We start from the raw sequence: 17,940 nt of genomic DNA, 5'->3' as shown, positions 1-17,940 counted from the left end.
GCATCCTGCCGTGCGTTACCAAAGATCGGAGCGGTCGCTCAGCGCGGCTCGGCTGTGCACCGGAGCCGGGCGAATCGCGATGGGCTGCAGCGGCAGTCCGTGCGCGGCTCGCTCGAACAGCAGGTGCAGCATCCAATCGCTCTCGACCGCGACATCGGTCAGCACTTTGGTGGTGAATACCGCGGTACGCGCGATCTTGACCTGCGCGCCGCCGGTAAATCCCGGGTTGTGGTGGATCTTGCGCAACGTCAGCAATGCCATGCCGATGGCAAGCAAACAAAAGCGTCGAATGCCCGCCTCTTCGGCCGGCACGGCCAACGTGAACGACAAGGCATTGCGAAGGTGCGCATGAGCGAACCCGACGAGCTCACGCAAGCCAGCGGCGAACGCAGCAGAATCGTGCGAGCTCGGCAGCTGCTCGACATCGAGGCGGTAGCGGCCGAACACCTCGCGCGGCAACCAGCACGCGCCGCGGCCACGGTCCTCCCACATGTCCTTCAGGATGTTGGTCATCTGCAACCCCTGTCCGAAAGAGGCGGCTAGAGCGAGCACGTCCGACTGCTTGCGCGCGAACTCGGCACAATGCGCGCCGAATAGCTCCGTCAACATCTCTCCGACGCAGCCGGCGACTACATAACAATACGAGTCGAGATCCTGCATCCGCTCGAGCCCGCTCAGGCTCGCGTTCTCCTGATAGTGATACATGCCTTGGCACATGATGCGCAGACAGCGCTCGATCGGGCGCCGCTGCCTCGTGCTCAAGGATTCGGTCAGACGGATGATGCGGTCGAGATTGCCGACCAGATCGCGCTCGGCAAGCAAGGTGTGCTCCGACAGCAGCGGCGCGATTTCCTGCGCCAGCGCGCGCGGCTCCACTTGGCCGCAGACGCTGTCCGCAAATCGCTCCAGCAATCGAAACTTGGTGCGCGAACCAATCTGCGGCTCGTCCTCGATGCTGTCGGCGATGCGGCACAGGAGATAAGCGGTGGTGACTGCACTGCGAAGCGGTACCGGCAGCTCCGGAATCGTCAACGCGAACGTTCTCGATACCAGCGGCAGGATGTACTCCTGGTACGCCTCGTCGGTCGATCTGCTATCTGCGAGATCGCCGGGACTGGGATCGAAGGGGAGCGGCGGGCGCCGAAGCAGAATAGACGTTGCGCGGACCATCGTGACTCCTCGATCGCGACCATGGAGACGACGGTGAAAAATGCGCGACGCTGCAATTTGATCCGAACATTCGTCACGAGCCCGATTGCGCGTCGCGACGTGCACTACTGTGCGCACGTCCGCACCGGCCGTCACCCGTCAGCTACGGTGACGGCCGTGTGAGGCGAATTGCGTCAACGACTCGAAACCAGATCGGCGGCTGGCGTCGGATGCACCAAATAGACCTGCACCATTTTTAGATCCACCGCGGCGGAGATCGCGGTGTTCCGGCCTGCTTCGTCGGGATAGCCGTCCGCCAGCCGCTGCAAGGCCGAGACTACCGACGGAGAAGACACACGCCCATAACTCATGTGATGCGTAGAGAGATTGGTGTTCAGTGCGTGATGCCAGCGCTGCACGTCGACGTACCCGGCCATCAAGCCTTCCGCCCGCTCGGGTGTGACTTTCAACTTCAAGCGCATGCCGCGAAATTCCTGGAACGCCGTCACGTTGGCGGTCATGGCCCAAGGCACCATGATCCATTCGATCGGTTCGGTGATGAGCACGCCATCAACGATCTTGCCCTTGAGCTGGAACACGTAGTCCTTGCTCCAGCGCATGTCGACCCGCTGAGTTCCGCCCGCCAGATAGTCCTTGCCGGTCGCGCCGCCCAGCAGGCTGTTCATGCCTCGATAGGTGGTGACGGTCACGTCGTCGTCATTGACGAGATCGTCGACGTGCGTCAACTCGATGAGCAGACGGCTATCCGGATACTGCTGCAGGAACGTGTTCTCGAAGTTATAAAGCGAACCGCCGACGCGAAAGCTGTCGACGCAGGCGATGGCTCGATAGAACTGGTTGTCGATGCCCTGCTCGCCATCCGGACTGACGAAGTCCTGCGGTCCCACCTTGCCATCCAGGTTCAGGCCGTAAGAAATCTTTCCCTGCGCTTCGTGGAAAGGCAGTCGATAGTTGCTGGTGGACGGATGCCATTGCGAACCTTCCCATTGCAGCTGCGCATCGAGCACCGAACGTTTCTTACCCGGCGGATAGAGTTTCTTGAACTCCTCGCGCGGGCCATCGTTGAATCCTTTCGGGCATTCCGTTTTGCCGTCTGCAGTTTCGTACAAGGACCAATAGCGATCGGTGAGCACATAACCGATCCTGCCATCCCGCAGAGCGCTGGTCTGCTCGCGCAACGGGCCGGCATGCACGGGCTGAGTGCCAACGATGAGCACCGCGGAGATCGCCGCCAGCGCCCGAGGCGAACGCAGCGACACTGCAGGGTGTGAGGTGCCGTCAGATGGCATGGTGAAGCTCTCGATCATCACGGTCCAAAGGCGTTGGCTCGATAATCGTCTCTGAGCCAGAAAGCTTTGAAGCCGTTTCTGTAGCCATTGAATTCGCCCCACGCATCGCCGTCCGTGCCGCCGGGGCGGTCGCGACCGAAGGTGTACACCGGTCGATCGCGGTAAGCCCAGACCTGGATCGCGCCGGACTGACCCACCTCGGCGAGTTGGCCGGTGTGCTTGTCGATCGTCATGACGCTCCACAGCCGGCTCCTGCTGTGGGCGCCGGGCGCAGCGGTCACGTAGGGGAACATCTTGAGACACAGCTCCGGATCGCCGTGGCCGCAAACCGCCATCCGGTACGCCTGCGGCGATGTCGGATGATTGCAGCTCTGCTGATCCAAGGCGTCGTCGTTGCAGTGATAGACGTAAACGGTCTTGCCCGTTGTATCCGCAAGCACTTGACCCAACCGCACGTCGTGGACGGTGAACGCGTCCGGCGGCGGCAATGCGCGCTGAGTGAACACGCTGTGCCAGCCCGGCACGTCGTTGCCGGTCACCTGACCGCCGCGAGATTCCGCGCCAGCTTCGGGAATATAGATATAGAGCGGCTGGCCTCGATACACCCACTGCAGGATGCCGGGCGAGCGCTCCAGCACGCTCCACTCGCCGTGCACGCGAGCCACCTGAGGCGCCAGCACCGGAGCCCAGGTCTTCAGGCACTCGCCCCTGCAATTAGATTTGCCCGGCACATCGGCCCTCGACACGTACACCGTGAAACCTTTCTGGTTCACCAGCATGCGTCCGGTGTTCGTCGAGCGGACCTTCAACTCCGGTGGCAAGTCGGGTCGCGGCCCGATTGCAAACCGTAGCGCGCCAGTTTCACCGCCAGCGCCGCCTTCCTCATAGCGCTTGCCGCCGAGCACGTCGCCGAGCTGACGATCCAGATGCGATGTGTACACAGGGAAGCCGTCGTAGGCCCACTGTTTCTGGCCATTTGCACGCGGCACGAGCGTCCACTTGCCGACGGCTTTGGCGTCGGCACCGGCAACAACGGCGGGCCACAGGTCCTCGCAACTGCGACGCTTATCGAGCTCGGGCAACAAATAACCCGGTGGATAGGGACTCATGAGGCCCGCGGTTTCGCGGTAGATCGTCCCATCGCAGGTCGACGCAGTAGTGCGGCGGTCGCCGACGGAACCGTTACGCAAGCCGCGCAGCGGCCATATATATAGTGTCTTGCCCTCGGCAGTGGCGAACACAGGCCCGTCCAGTTCGGTGGGCACCACCTGCATTCCCGGCGGCATCTCCTCCGGTAGAAACGCCTCGCGGTCGGTCGCCTCCGGCGGCTGCCAGAAGAACGGCAACTCGCTCGCCTGCGATACCGAGCTGCCGAGCGCCAACGCTGCGGCTATCCAGAAACTCTTAACCCGCTTGCACTGTCGATACATGATCGTCATTTATTGGAGCGCGCCTCAACGAACCGCTCGCCCCCACTATTCCGGAAGCTTGCCGTTGATCTCCTCGTATACCTTGGAAAGCGCGATCGGCGCTTGCATGTCACGTAGCGTCAGGTCGCCGTAGCTTCCCCAATTGGCCTTCTGCACCGCTGGGCAATTGGTCCGCGACTCACACGGTTCACCCGCGGCATGCAGTCGCTTGCCCTCAGCGATGACGTATTCCAGCGCCGCGAGCGACTGCTGGAGATCGCGCTTCATCGTGGCCGCATCGTCGATGAAACCGTGGCCCGGCACGTACCAGGACACATCCATGGCCTGCGCCTTGCGGATGACTTCCGTCCACTCGGTCGGATACGCAGAGGTCAGCGCCGGGAACACGTGGTGCAAATAGACTTCACCCATGAACAGCACTTTGCTTTCCGGCAGATACGCCACCAGGTCGCCGCCCGTGTGCGCGCGCCCGAGATTCAGAATCTGGATATCGGTCTTGCCTACCCGCAGCGTCTGCCGATCTGCGACGGTCTGCATCGGTGGATGATTGCGCTTCAGCAGGCGCTGCTGCGACACCGGTGAGGCAATGAACACGACGTCCGGGTAGGCCGCTTTGAAGGCGGAATTGCCATTGACGTGGTCGCCATGATCCGACGCAATCACCACGTACTTGATGGGCTGCGGCGTGATCTTCTTGACGTTCTGGACCAGCGCCTCCACTTGCGACACTTCATTTTGACCGTCGACCACCACGACGCCGTCGCTCGTGACGACGATCAGGCTCACCGACGTGATGGTCACGCCATGCATCGGACCCAGCGTGTCCTCGTATGCATAAACGTTCGGCGTCAGCTCCTGCCAGCGCGGAAAATCGCTCTTCTGCAGCCCTCGTTTGGAAATATCTCCCGTTGGCACCGCGTCCTTACCGAAAACCGGCGCGGCATTGGCCAGCGCACACGCGATTGCTGCGACGAAGAGAGACCGGAATTTCATTGCATCACGCCTTTCGATCAGATGGCAGAACCCTGCCATCGTAGCGTACGCAGCGCTGCTGGACGAGTTGCAGAAGTCGCGATCGGCGCCGCGCGCCTGCTAAGGAAATTTCGACCGATCGATTTTTACGCCGCGCAGATACACGTCAACGATGCGACGAGTGTTGGTGATCGACTCGGTCGGATCTGCGTGGAGCACCAGAAAGTCTGCCTGAAGGCCCGCTTGCAGCATTCCCACGTTGGACAAGCGCAGGAACGCAGCGGCTTCGCTGGTCGCTGCGACGATCGCTTGCGATGCCGTCATGCCGGCGGCCACCATGTCTTCGAGCTCCATGTGTGCTGCCCACGGTGTATTACCAGCGGGGAAATCGAAACTCGTGTCGGTCCCCAGCACGATGTGTGCACCGGCCGCCCGCATGCGCTGCAGATTGCGCGCTTGAATCAGAAAGGCCTGGTGCTGCTCGGCATTCGCGACGTTGCGTGACTGCGCCTTCGCAAGCTCGTCCGCCGAGAGCGCCGGCGCGAGCCAACTCAAGTCTGCGACTTCGCCGCGCGCGGTGAGATTCGGGTTCAACACCAGCGACGGCCGCTCGCGCACCAGAGTCAGGAACTCCTCGTCGACGTCGCGATCGCGAACGCTGTGCGCAAACGCATCGACCCCGGCTCGAAGCAGGCCCTTGGCATCGTCCAGCGCGTAGATATGAGCGGTGGCGCGCAGCCCCGACCGATGCGCAGTTTCAATCACCGTCCGATACAACGGTGGCGACAGCTTCTGCACGCTGCCGCGGCGATCGTCGACCCACACCTTGATGATGTCGACACCACGCTCGACGTTTTCCTGCACGGCGCGCCGTGCCTCTTGATCGGTCGTGACCCAGTAAGGCGCGGTCTCGCGACCGGGCTCGGGCGCCGTAATGCCGCGCCCCGCCGTCAGTAAGCGAGCCGCACCTGGAACCGGCTGTGCTCGCACCTCGAACGGCGCTGAATCCGTGTCGACCCCGAGACTGAGCACCGTGCCGACACCGAAATATGCCAGCCGCCGCAGATCGGAGACCAATGCCTCTCGCGGCTGATTGACGTGCACGTGAGTGTCGATGAGCGCCGGCATCACGGTCTTACCGGCGAGATCGATACGCTGCGCAACTGGCGGCACGGTGACTTCGTCTGCGCGCCCGACCGCCACGATTCGATCACCGTCGACGACCAGCGTGGCATTCGGGATGGACGCACGCCCATCGCCAACGACTACACGCACATTCTCGAACACCAGCGGCATACCCACTGCGAGGCCTGCCCAGAGCGACAACGAACCAAGAATGACAGCGCGAGACGCACATCGAATCAGGCGATCGAATCTGTGCAGCTTCATTTCGGGCGAGATCTCCGTGCGAGCTTGGTGTTGGGAGCGAAGCAATGAACGCAGTATAGCTCGCACGCTGCGCGCGGATACGTGTTCACCCCGCGTCTTCACTGCGCGAGTTGCCAAGTCAAGAATGGATTGCAGACCCGCTGCCACTCAGCGCGAGCGGGCCTTCGCGCGCCGCCGGCCAAACCCGATGCGCTTTAAAAGCCGACCGCGTACTCGCCGTGCGCTTCGCGCAAGGCGACGGCTCACATTGGATATGCTGAAGCGCAAGATCCCACCCACGACTGCGCCGCACCCGACAGCCATCAACGACACGAAGTGGAGAGGCCGTGCTCCCCCTGAAAGATAGAGTGCGAATCCGAGAACATCAGCCAGGACACCTTGCACCCGCAGGGATCGATCTGTTGCCAGTTCACGCAGTGACCCCGCGAATGCAGCCGACCCCACGAAACATATGACCGCGAGAAAGTACGAGAGCACCAGGAATCGACGAGTGGCAGATGGCCAGCCGTAAGTGAAGCCCATGGCGAGGAAGAGCAAGCCCAGGAGAGCACCATTCGATAGCAATCTGCTTCCCTGCATACGCGCTGCACCCTATGAGAAACATAACAACATCGCCCGCAAACCAATCCGCTAGCTGATGGCGGCGTCGAGCGCGAGAGCCGATTCACACTCCGCTCTACGCCTCTGAATGCGGGCGGCGACCGGCGTAGGCACTCGGTGATTGTCCCACGTGCCGACTGAACGCGACACTGAAGGTGCTCGTCGAGCCATAGCCGACGCGCTCTGCCACCTCGGAGACAGTGAGCTCATCACGCGTGAGCAGGTCTTTGGCGATCTCCATGCGCCACGCCAGCAGATATTCCATCGGCGCAACGCCCACGGTCCGCGTGAACCGTTCGAAAAAGCTGGAGCGAGAAAGCGCCGCGGCCTTGGCGAGCTCGGTGACGCTCCATGCATGATCGATTCGGGCGTGCATCTGCTTCAGTGCCGCGGCGAGCCGTTCGTCCCCCAAGCCTCGCAGCAACCCTGGAGGTGCGGTGCCCGCCGCGGTCGAGCGCATGGCTTCGACGAGCATCATCTCGACGAGCTTGGACAACATGAACTCGCTGCCCGGCTGCTCGTCTGCAGACTCTTCACCCACCATGCGCACCAGCTGCGACAGTCGCGCCGAGCCTTGGACATGCACCACTTTCGGTAGCAGGGACACGAGCAGACCGGGATCGGCGCAATCGAACAGGAACGAGCCCCCCAGTGCGCGCATATCCGGCTCGCCTCCCTGCGCGCCATAGCGCAGCTCGTCCTTGCGGCCTACGACCTGATGAGGGTCCATATAGACCGGCGGCGCGGGCCCGAAACTCGAGATCGTGAAAGCGGGCGTGGTGGGCAACAGCACGAAATCGCCGGCGCTGATCGTGATGGCCTCATGCCCATCCACTGCCAGGCGCGAGCTGCCCTCCAGCACGATACAGAAGCCGGGTTGGCCGCCCTCGGAGTAGCGCACGGCCCAATTGCCCTTGCCCGTGATGAGGTTGGCAAACACCGCACGGGGATGCAGGAGCCGGACGACCTCGGAAAGCGGATCACTCATGTTCGGACGCTGGCTAAAGCAACAAGGATTCTCGAGGATCGGCAATCCGGCGATGCTTCCCTATCGTTTGGCCCCGAGTCAACACCCACTTGCGGAGCACGAACATGAAAACCGTATTGATCACTGGCTGCTCGACAGGCTATGGCCTTCAGACCGCTCGCTATTTCCTCGCTCAGGGCTGGAACGTCATCGCCACCATGCGCAGCCCCGACAAGAGCTTGCTCGCGCCCACGAAGCACCTGCGCGTCCTGCCGCTCGACGTCACCAAGACGGACTCGATCGCGCGTGCGATCGAGGCGGCCGGCCCCATCGACGTGCTCGTGAACAATGCTGGCATTGGCCTGTTCGGTGCATTCGAGGCGACGCCCATGTCGACCGTGCGAGAGGTCTTCGAGACCAACACGTTCGGTGTAATGGCGATGTGTCAGGCGGTCATTCCACAGTTTCGCGAGCGCCGCGCCGGCACCATCGTGAACGTGACTTCCAGCGCGACGCTGGCGCCTTTCCCACTGGTTGCTGCCTACACCGCCAGCAAGACGGCAATCGAGGGTTTCACCGCGTCCCTCGAACACGAGCTCAAATTCTTCGATGTGCGCGTCAAGCTGGTGGAGCCCGGCTACGCCCCGACGACGAGCTTTACTGCCAATGGCCAGCAGCGCATGCAAGGACTCATCCCTGCGACCTACGAGCCGTTCGCTCATCGCGTGTTTGCAGGCATGACCGATCTCACGGCCTTCACCCTGCCCACCGACGTGGCTGAGGGCGTCTGGCATGCCGCCAACGACACCTCCGACCGCCTGCACTTCGCTGCCGGTGCCGATGCCGTGGCTCTGGCGAAACTGCGCGAGGGTGGTTGGTGACCGATATTCGCCCCGCCGCCGACTGACACGGTGACCGCTGCGCCCGTATGTTTGAATCATCGGGCGCTGCGCGCCGCTAAATCACATCGGAGACGGATCATGAAGTTGCGCCCCCTGTTGCTCGCCGGTGCCCTCGCACTGGGCGCCCTGTCGTCCGCTGGAGCGGACCAGAGCGATTTGCAGTGGCAATTGCGGATCGAGCCGCAGACCGTCAAGGCCGGCGATGAGGCCGAGATCGTCTTCTCCGCCAGCATTCCCGAGGGGCTGATTCTCTATTCGTCGGACTTCGACGCCGAGCTCGGGCCCCGGCCGGCGAAGTTCGTCTTCGCAGCGAACGATGCCGTCGAGTTGCAAGGACCGGTCAGCGCAGTTCAGGCACAGCGCCGCAAGGACAAGGTGTTCGGCAGCGAATACACATACTTCGCGAACCGCGCCGAATTCCGCCAGAAAGTTCGCGTACTGAAGACCGGTACCGACATCACCGGCCGCATCGACGGCCAGACCTGCCAGGAACGGGACGGCACCTGCTTCCTGTTCAAGGAGCCATTCTCGGTCCGTTTGAACTGATCATCACCTGACCGCGCCTCAGGACGCGCTGGCCAATGACGCTCACGCAATTGCGGTACTTCGCCGCCATCATCGATGCCGGACTCAACGTCACCTTCGCCGCCAAGAAGATGCATGGCACCCAGTCCGGGCTGTCCAAGCAGGTCAAACAGCTGGAGGACGAACTGGGCTTTTCGTTGTTCGTCCGCCGCGCCCGCAGCCTGGTCGCGCTGACGCCCGAGGGCGAGCGCGTGCTCGAGCACGTTCGTCCCCTGCTCGACCACGCTAGAAACATTCGTGCCTTGAGTGCGAACCTGCGCAATGCCGCCGATGGCGAACTGCATATTGCGACCACGCATACACAGGCGCGCCACGTGCTGCCACGCGTGCTCGCCCGGCTGAAGAAATCAGTTCCCAAAGTGACGGTGCATCTCGCGCCTGGCAGCAATAGCGAGTCGCTGGCTCGCCTGCGCAGCGGCGAAGTGGACCTGGCCATCGTCAGCACCGGCACTCAACCGCCGGACGCCGACGTAACCTTGCCTTTGTATCGTTGGGAACGGGTGGTCGTGGTACCGACCCAGCACCGGCTTGCACGACTACCGAGGCCGCTCGAACTGCGGGATCTGGCAGAGGTGCCGCTGATCAGCTACGAATCGAGCCGCGACCGCGATTCGTCATTGCGCCTCGCGTTCCAGCAGGCGCAGATCGAGCCGGTCATTGCGATGACCGCTCCCGACGCCGATCTGATCAAGACCTATGTCCGCGCCGGCCAAGGCGTCGGCATCCTAGCGGAGATGGCTTTGGGCGAGCCCGATGACCAGCTCGCGGCGATCACCGCCGACGGTTTGTTTCCTACCTGCACGGCCTGGCTGCTGCTGCGCCGGGATCGGCTGTTGCGCGACTACACACTCGCGCTCATCGGCGATCTGCTTCCGCATATCCACGCTGGCGATCTGAGAAGTGTGCTCGATGGCAGCGCGACTTACAGCGGGCCGATACCACACTGGCGCGATTCTCTCGCTCCAGTGCGCTTGCTCAGTACTGCGTCATTATGATGAAAAGCTCGGGCCCGGCTGATCGCCGGGGCCCGAGCTGCAGCGCTTACGGCGTGTTCTGTGCCACCGCTGCCGTTGCCTTCTCGGCCAGCAGCGTCTCGATGCGCTGAGTGAACTCCTTTCTCAAGTCGGCGTGAAACTGGCCGCTGGCCGGCGAAGCGAATCCCGAGTGCACCGCTCGCACCGTCCCGTCGCGCCCGACGAATACCGTCGCGGGCCAGGTGTTGAGATTCACCAGCTGCGGCACCTTCTCCCACATCTCCGCCGGCGCGCCGGCGATCAGATAGGGATAGGTCACGCCGTATTGCTTCACGAACGCACGCACGCGCTTGAGCGTCGCCTGCTGCTCGGGCTCTTCGAAGTTCAGTGCCACGATGGCCAGGCCCCGGTCGCGATATTTCTTATCGAGCTCGACCAGATACTGCGCTTCGTCATGGCAGTTCGGGCACCAGGTGCCGGTCACGACCGCGATCACCACCTTGCCTTTGAAATGCGGATCTTCGCTCGACACCAGCTTGCCGTTCACGTCCGGAAAATTGAACGTGAACTTTTCGTTCGGATCGCGAGCGGTGGTGTGCGCGAGGAAGTTCGCCGGCTCGGGAAAGCCCTTGGCGCGAGCAACGTCGGGGCGATACGCCACGAGCTTGCCCGCATAGCGTCCATCCGGCACGGCATCGCTATAACCGCTGCCGCGCGCTTCCGCGTTCGCCTGTCGCGCCCGGCCAGTGGCTTGCAGGATCTCCAACGTGCCGTCCTGCGCCGGCGTGACTTCGATCACACCCGGGCGCGAGCCATCGAAATGACTCAGCACCCATTTGCCATTTTCGAACGTGCCGCTGTAAGCACCCGTGTCGCCATCGACGCGCAGAATCGACGCGGCTACCTCGGCGCCCCTCTGCTCGACCACGAAGCGAAACGCCTGCTCGCCCTTGGTGGTCGGCGTCTGCAATGGAATCTCCCACGCGCCGGCGATCGAAGGCGCCTTGACCTTAGTGGCCGCCGTCGCTTTGTGACGAGTCGCCACGAAACCGTACTCCGAGCGGCTCTCGCGGTTTTGCGCCACCACGTCGCCCACCAGCTGGCCGCCATCGAGCTTGGCGGTGATGGTGGTGAGATAGTGCTCGAGATTCAGCACCAGCTGGCCGTTGTCGAAGCTCGCGCTGCTGGTATTTTCATAGGGCCTGAAGCCATCGTAGAGCGTGCCCTTGAGCGTCGCGCCCGAGCCGGAGATATCCAGCCGGAACGGAATCACCTGCTCGCCGCGGACCAGCTGAGCGTCCCAGCGCCCCTCCAACGTTTCTGCCGACCTTGCGATATGACTACCGGCCGCGAGCACGACCAAGGCAGCAACCTTTACGAATTGATTCATTGCTACTTTCCTTTCTGTGACCAAGAGTGTTTGTTTTGACTGTCGACCGCGCTGCTGAGCTGCAAGCCCTGGCTGCGCGCGTATTCCTGCCATTGCGCGGGCAAGCCCGCCTTGGTTTCCAGCAGGATTTCCAGGATCGCGCGCCGGTCCTGCGCCGACAGCGACTGGAAGTCCTCGTGCTGATCGGCGCCGCTCAGCACCTGTAACAGGCGGTCGTAGACATAGCTCTTCGACGGCTCGGGCAATGCATCGAAGGCTTCGGAATAGATCAGATAGCTGCAGGGATACCGGAAGGTGCGTGTGCTCAGATCGAAGTCCCTCAGCGAACGGCCTTTCGAATCGCGCGGCCCACGCGCAGCGAACTCGCGCGCGAACACCGATGCTTCGATGAGTTGCTTGCCATCCAGGCCCGGCAGCACCGCCTCCTTCGAGAACAACAGATATCGCAGCAGCTGTTCGGCCGGCCGCTCGAACTGTCGCCGCGTCGCCTCCGGCAGCGGCCCATCGGCGGGCTTGCCCAAGGCGTGCAAGGCGATGCGCGTCTTGTAGTTCGTCAGCGTGATCAGATTGTGCATCTGGGTCTGATGCGCCAGCACCAGCAGCGCCACCTCATCGCTGCCCGGCGCGAGATACGCGGATGCATCGAATGATTTCCCCGGTGGCACCAGCGGTGGCGAGCGTCCCGTTGCATCTGCAGCGACCACGCCATTCGCCAGCGTTGAAGTGGCGAGCTTGCCTGTCGCATACCAGCCGCCCCAGCGTTCGCCGAGCGGACTTTCCTGATCGGTGATGAACGTCGGCGCACCCGACGCCAGCGTCCCTGTGCTCGTCGGACGCACCGAGCGCAGCATCACGCCGGGAACACCACGCGTGCTTGGAGCAATGTGACATTGAGTGCAGTCCAGCTCCGCCCGCTCGAAGGCTGGAACTTCCGCCTGCTGCTCGTGCAACAGATAAAAGATCGCACCCTGCCGCGCGTCGAAGGAAACGAGCTCGATCTCCTTACCCTGGTGCACGACACCGACATAAACGTCGTCGTTGAAGTACAGCGCGCGCGGATGCTCCGGCGCGATCTTCGGATACTGGAAACTGGTCTTGGAAAACACCAGGGTTTGCGAGCTGATCGGCACGTCGAGCAGCTTCAGCACGGATTTCAGATAACCGTGGCCCTTGGCGTCGTAGACGAGCTGGGCCTTGCCCTGCTCGATCTGCTGCTGCAGCCTCTTGACCGGGTCGTCGATGTCATCGGAGCGATAGAAGATCGGCGCATCGCTGAAAGGAATGTAACCCTGGTTACGAACCGCAATCTGCGCCTCGGCGGGTGCCACCAGCGACGCGAGCGGCACCGACCACAGCAAGCACACGACGGCCGCACGCAATCGCGACTGAAACGATGCCTGGATACCCGTAATCACAACTCCCCCACTTCGAAGGCCAGCGGAGTGCTCTGCCCTTGATGACAGCTGCCACAGGTCACCGGCAGGGAATAGCGCGGATCTCGACCGAGTTGCGCCAGATATTTGTCGTTGATGTCATTGAGCATGGCGATCATCGCTCGTGCCGTCTGCTTGGTCGGCTTGTCGTCTGAAACGTAGTCGTACGTCTGCGTCTGCGTGTCCTCCAGATGGCAATGGCCACAGGAAACGCCGAGCTCGCGCGAGTACCGCTTCATCAGCCGCCGGACGCTCTCGCCGGACAGCTCCTTGGGCAATACCTGCAGGTTCACCGGAGCGGCGGCCGGCAGCACATCCACGTCGTCACCGGTTTCTCGTGAATACGCAGCGATGGAGATAGCCAGCAGCACAAAACTCAACCCGACAACCACGTTCCCGCCACACACCGACATAGCCGATCGACACTCGATTTGTAATTGCGCACTCTAAACAGTGGCCGCATCACAAAGGGGTCACAGGCTCATGATGCTTTCTCATATCTCATGCCGAATTGGCTCACGCCTGGCTGACCGATTTCTGGTAGGGCGTCGGATCCGGCGCGGTCTGCGGCGCTTCGCTGAAACGTTTGTGGGCTGCCACGTCGACGCCGTCCACGAACAGATCCCGGGCGATTGCCGCGATCAAGCGCGGATGCGCTACCGAGCTTGGTATGTCGCCGACCGGCATGCCGTAGCTCAGCTGCGCCGCCAGGTTGAAGCAGTGAATGTTGCGAGCGTAGTTCGCATCCGTGCCGGGCCGTGGCTGAAATTCAAAACCGGCACCCAGGTAAGGCGCCTTGCCACCAGCCGCATCCTGCTCGCCGGCCGGCGGTTGATAACGATCCGCCCAGAGCAAGATGGAATCGTGGATACGCGCCAGCTCCGGTTGCGCCGACAGGTCGACCGCATAGCCGGTGGCGGCGATCACGTGATCGAAGCGATGTTTCTTACCGCCGACCATTGCCACCACCTTGCCGCCGGCGACCGACGTTTCGGTCCAGCCGCTGTTCAAGTGCAGGTGGAAGTTCTTGAACGCGACCGCGCGTTCGATGGAATCGAGCGGCACCGACGCCACCCGTCGCCGCCGCTGCAGATGGCCGCGCCAGCGCACTTCATCCGGCAGCTCGTAGAACAGCTCGTTCAAGTTCGCGATGCCCCGATCGGGCGGCGGCGAGGCAGACGTGGGTTGCGGGCCGCCCTGGTAATCGATGAATGACCGGCGGCTGTACAAATGAACTTCGGACGCGCCATGCTCGAGGGCCGTGGCTGCCGCGTCGAACGCGGAAGAACCCGCGCCGAGAACGCCGACGACTTTGCCGGCCAGCGCTTCGAAGCGAGGCGGCGTGGCCGTGTGCGTCCATAGTTTCGTCGGCAACTTGCCAACGATCTCCGGCACATTGGGACCGCCGGCACCCGCATAACCATTGGCCAGCACCAACTTGCGCGTGGTCTCCGTGCGGCGTGCGCCATCGGTTTCCAGATGCAACCGTAACAAATCGCCCGCCGGCTCGATGTCCACCAGGCGCGTGCGATAGCGCACCTTGGTGCCGGTGATTTGTTCGAACCAGACCAGATAGTCCGCCCAGTCCACGCGGGAGATGCGATCGAGACGATCGAACGCAGCCGGCCCGTGCAACGTTTCATACCACGCGCGAACACCGAGCGATGAATTGCCGAGTTCGGGACCGATGAGCGTCTTCGGCGTGCGCAGTTGGCGCATGCGTGCGACTTTGCGCCAGATGCCCGCCTCGCCCGGCGTCGCCTGCTCGATCACGTCGACGCGACCGACACCCTTGCGTCGCAGCCCGTAGGCAATGGCGAGACCCGACTGCCCGCCACCGACGATGACGACGTTGTGATCGGCGCCAGGATGAGGCCGCACCCAGTCCGCCGGGTCTTTGCCCGCCCAACGCAGCACACGCTGAGTCTGAGCATCGAGTTGCGTCGTGCCGCCTTCAATCTCTACTTCCGACCCGCGAGCAACACTCGGTTGCAACTGCGAAAGCAACGCAGTGGCGCCGAAACTGCCGATCGAAAGGCTGGCCGCGCCGCGAAAGAAGCCGCGTCGATCCAGGGGCTGTGCGCGCTTTGGGTCTGTCATGCAAAGGACTCGAATAAAGGAAAGATTCGAACAAGAGTTCAGCCGAGTAGCGCTGGCTTCGCCGCGAAGTCGCGCAGCAGTGCCAGCAACCGGTCGACATCGGCCGGCCGGTTATAGAAATGAGTCGAGACACGAATGCCGATCTCGTCACCGAGCGGCACTACTCGCACGATGACTCGTCGCGCGCGTAACGCATCGCCGACCTTTTGTGCCGGCAAATCGCGCAAGCTGAAGCTCGTGATGCCCGCCGACAAACCTGCGCCGGAGGGCGTGTAGATGCGAGCAATGCCGAGATCGTGCAATCCCGTCCGCAATCGTGCACTGAGCTCGCGAATTCGAGCGGCAATGCGTTCCGTGCCGATCGCAGCATGCGCATCGATCGCATCGGCGAAGCCGCTCAGATCCGTTAGATTTCGCTGCCCGGTCTTTTCGTATCGACGCGCGGTCTGATCGCCCGCGTTGCGCGACTCCGGATCGTAATCGCCCATCGTCGGGCGAATGCGCGCCTGCAAATCGCGACGCACCCAGGTAAATCCCGTGCCCGCACCCGCCAGCAACCACTTGTGGCCGGGCGCGGCATAGTGATCCAGGTTCAACGCTCGCACGTTCAACGGCAGCACCGAGAATCCTTGCGCGCCGTCCACCGATATCAGCAAGCCCCGCGAATGCGCCAGCTCGGCCAATTCCTTGAGCGGCAGCGCGATGCCGGTGCGATAAGCAACCTGGCTTGCCACCAGCACGCGAGTGCGCGGCGTAATCGCCTTGCGATAGGCATCGACGATGGCATCCCGGTCCAGCGACTCGCCCACCGCCAGCTTTGCTTGCACGATCTTGATGCCCGCGCGCCGCTCCACTCCCTGATACGCACCGAACGCGGAGTTGTGTTCCTCGCTGCCCAACACGACTTCATCGCCAGGACGCAGGTCCAGCCCGGAGGCGAACAGATTCAATCCTTCGGTGGTATTGCGAGTGATCGCGATCTCATCTGGGTCGCCGCTCGTCAGAGTTGCCAACCCCCGTCGCACCCCATCGAGCAACGCACCGACCTGAAAGTGCGCAGGATCGTGGGCAAAGTCGAGCTCGGCCTTGGCCCGGGTCTCACGCACACGTCGTGACAGCGCGCCCAACGTGCCGGTGTTCAAATAAGTGAGCTCGGGATCGAGATCGAAGCCTGCACGAAGATGCTCCCACGATGCATCGTTCTCGGGTAACGCCGCGCTCTTCGCAGCCGCGGCGGCGAACGGAGGCAGCACCAGCGATGCGCCGGCAATGGCACCGCCGCCGATAAAGCTGCGACGAGACACGCGTCCCATGGCGACGTGCTCCGTTTCGCTCTTACGCTTCGATCCGATCATGGCTGCCTCGTTTGCCGCAAGGGTCAGCGCTGCAAGCGCAGCCCGAAGATCTTCAGGTCGGGCCCGTTGTAGCGTGTCGCGCCCTCGCCTTCGGGCTCCTGCAATGACGTGAAACGGAAGCGGCTGAGCGGCTCGCTGAAGCGCAGGCCGACTGAGCCCAGCTCCTGGCCCTGGTTCACAAAGCCTTGCTGGACGAACGTGGTCACGAAGATGCCGGTCGGCGTGTAATCGTTCTTCAGGCCCGCATCGTTCTGGCCGTCGCGAACTTTGTACGAGGCCGTCACGCGCCCCTCTCTATCCAAAGCGGACACCAACACATCGCCGCTGCTACCACGCTCGAACAGCAGCAAGGCATCCACCGGCGAGGCAAAGCTCACGTCGTAGATGGCCGTGCCCGGCACTTCACGGGTGAACGCGATGCTGCTCAGATTGAAGTTGCCCAGCGCGGCCGCGAGATCCTTCGCGGTGGGCGTTGTCGTCGCGATGCCTTCGTTCACCCAGGGATCGCGATCCGCGCCGATGCCATAGCCGGTGCCGAAATTCGCTCCGCCACGGACGTTGTCGACGCCGTCATCGACGATCACCGTCACGCTCTTGACCAGCTGGATCTGTTCCTTGCCGTAGTTCGCGCCGTTGAGCGAAACGCTGTCGAGACGGACGTCGCCGGCATTCCCATTCACCTGTCCGGCGCGCGGATGGTTCGCCGGATAGACATAGGCCGAGCGATCGAGTTTAGGATTGCGCGACGCGCTCGCCTGAAACACGAACGGCTCGACCTTCGCCTCTGCGCGTACAGCCGGCGACTGAGCAAATGCCGTGGGAACGAAACTCGCGGTCGCGAGCAGAACCAAGCCAAGACGTTTCATCATCGATCTCTTCGAGGTTGGAAAGTTGGAACGTGCAATCGCCGAATGGAGCTAGCCCTACCGTATCGCCCTCTGGTACGGCGCCGGATCGGGCGCGGACTGTGGCGTATCGACGTACTTTTTGTGCGCCGCCGGATCCACCTGCGCCAGGAATAAATCGCGGGCGATCGCAGAGATCAGCCGTGACTGATACACCGCGCTCGGGATATCGCCGACCGCGATGCCAAAGCTCACCAGTGCCCCTAAGTTGTAACAATGAATGTTTCTCAGGAACTCCGCGCCCGAAGCCTCACGCGGCAGGAACTCGAAACCGCGGCCCAGATACGGATACTTGCCGCCGCCGGCGTCCTGCTCGCCCGGCTGTGGCCGATAGCGATCGGACCACAGGGCAATGGATCGATGGATGCGCGCGAACTCCGGCTGCAGCGACAGATCCGCCGCATATCCGTGCTGCGATCACATGATCGAAACGGTGCGGCTTGCCCGCGACCTTCGCCACCACTGTGCCGTCACCGGCC

General features: G+C 62.8%; 16 protein-coding genes. 3 read left to right on the top strand and 13 right to left on the bottom strand.

Annotation, left to right across the window (positions count from 1 at the left end; translation table 11 throughout):
- Nucleotides 1-15: 15 nt before the first annotated feature.
- The 6 genes from D0550_RS28075 to D0550_RS28050 form a co-directional block, all read right to left on the bottom strand.
- A complete protein-coding gene (locus D0550_RS28075; protein WP_116812526.1) occupies nt 16-1,170 on the bottom strand; it encodes a squalene/phytoene synthase family protein in 1,155 nt (384 codons plus the stop codon).
- Between the two features lie 173 nt (nt 1,171-1,343).
- Nucleotides 1,344-2,459, bottom strand: coding sequence for a hypothetical protein (locus D0550_RS28070; protein ID WP_206606591.1), 1,116 nt, complete (start codon nt 2,457-2,459; stop codon nt 1,344-1,346).
- 17 nt (nt 2,460-2,476) lie between these two features.
- Nucleotides 2,477-3,898, bottom strand: a complete 1,422-nt coding sequence (locus D0550_RS28065) for a hypothetical protein (protein WP_116812517.1) — start codon at nt 3,896-3,898, stop codon at nt 2,477-2,479.
- Nucleotides 3,899-3,934: 36 nt separating this feature from the next.
- Nucleotides 3,935-4,882, bottom strand: a complete 948-nt coding sequence (locus D0550_RS28060; protein WP_161966100.1) for an MBL fold metallo-hydrolase — start codon at nt 4,880-4,882, stop codon at nt 3,935-3,937.
- A gap of 99 nt (nt 4,883-4,981) precedes the next feature.
- Entirely contained in the window at nt 4,982-6,250 is a 1,269-nt protein-coding gene (locus D0550_RS28055; RefSeq protein WP_116812515.1) for an amidohydrolase family protein, read from the bottom strand.
- A 676-nt stretch (nt 6,251-6,926) separates the two neighbouring features.
- Nucleotides 6,927-7,838 (bottom strand): AraC family transcriptional regulator, encoded by a 912-nt coding sequence (locus tag D0550_RS28050; protein ID WP_174842519.1) that lies wholly within the window; start codon nt 7,836-7,838, stop codon nt 6,927-6,929.
- 104 nt (nt 7,839-7,942) lie between these two features.
- Between D0550_RS28050 and D0550_RS28045 the strand changes: the two genes are divergently transcribed.
- From D0550_RS28045 to D0550_RS28035, 3 genes are all read left to right on the top strand, one after another.
- Nucleotides 7,943-8,698 (top strand): SDR family oxidoreductase, encoded by a 756-nt coding sequence (locus D0550_RS28045; RefSeq protein ID WP_116812514.1) that lies wholly within the window; start codon nt 7,943-7,945, stop codon nt 8,696-8,698.
- A 99-nt stretch (nt 8,699-8,797) separates the two neighbouring features.
- On the top strand, nt 8,798-9,265 hold the full coding sequence (locus D0550_RS28040) for a protein-disulfide reductase DsbD domain-containing protein (protein WP_116812513.1): 468 nt from the start codon (nt 8,798-8,800) through the stop codon (nt 9,263-9,265).
- Nucleotides 9,266-9,300: 35 nt separating this feature from the next.
- Nucleotides 9,301-10,299, top strand: coding sequence for a LysR substrate-binding domain-containing protein (locus tag D0550_RS28035; RefSeq protein ID WP_116812512.1), 999 nt, complete (start codon nt 9,301-9,303; stop codon nt 10,297-10,299).
- 46 nt (nt 10,300-10,345) lie between these two features.
- Here the strand turns inward: D0550_RS28035 and D0550_RS28030 are convergent, their stop codons facing one another.
- The 7 genes from D0550_RS28030 to D0550_RS35030 form a co-directional block, all read right to left on the bottom strand.
- Complete coding sequence (locus D0550_RS28030) at nt 10,346-11,668, bottom strand: peroxiredoxin family protein (protein ID WP_161966099.1); 1,323 nt, start codon at nt 11,666-11,668, stop codon at nt 10,346-10,348.
- A gap of 2 nt (nt 11,669-11,670) precedes the next feature.
- On the bottom strand, nt 11,671-13,083 hold the full coding sequence (locus tag D0550_RS28025) for a hypothetical protein (RefSeq protein ID WP_116812510.1): 1,413 nt from the start codon (nt 13,081-13,083) through the stop codon (nt 11,671-11,673).
- On the bottom strand, nt 13,080-13,472 hold the full coding sequence (locus D0550_RS28020) for a c-type cytochrome (protein ID WP_241520949.1): 393 nt from the start codon (nt 13,470-13,472) through the stop codon (nt 13,080-13,082). Before D0550_RS28020 ends, D0550_RS28025 begins: the two co-directional genes overlap by 4 nt.
- 145 nt (nt 13,473-13,617) lie before the next feature.
- Complete coding sequence (locus tag D0550_RS28015; protein ID WP_116812508.1) at nt 13,618-15,201, bottom strand: NAD(P)-binding domain-containing protein; 1,584 nt, start codon at nt 15,199-15,201, stop codon at nt 13,618-13,620.
- A gap of 38 nt (nt 15,202-15,239) precedes the next feature.
- Nucleotides 15,240-16,556, bottom strand: a complete 1,317-nt coding sequence (locus D0550_RS28010; RefSeq protein ID WP_116812507.1) for an aminotransferase class V-fold PLP-dependent enzyme — start codon at nt 16,554-16,556, stop codon at nt 15,240-15,242.
- A 23-nt stretch (nt 16,557-16,579) separates the two neighbouring features.
- Nucleotides 16,580-17,425: an exosortase-dependent surface protein XDP2 gene (locus D0550_RS28005; RefSeq protein WP_116812506.1), complete on the bottom strand. Its 846-nt coding sequence runs from the start codon at nt 17,423-17,425 to the stop codon at nt 16,580-16,582.
- A 54-nt stretch (nt 17,426-17,479) separates the two neighbouring features.
- Nucleotides 17,480-17,656, bottom strand: coding sequence for a hypothetical protein (locus D0550_RS35030; RefSeq protein WP_161966097.1), 177 nt, complete (start codon nt 17,654-17,656; stop codon nt 17,480-17,482).
- Between the last annotated feature and the right edge of the window lie 284 nt (nt 17,657-17,940).

This window comes from Steroidobacter cummioxidans (assembly GCF_003104955.1).
The sequence above is the reverse complement of the archived record's forward strand: the minus strand, read 5'-3'. Positions and strand labels throughout refer to the sequence as shown.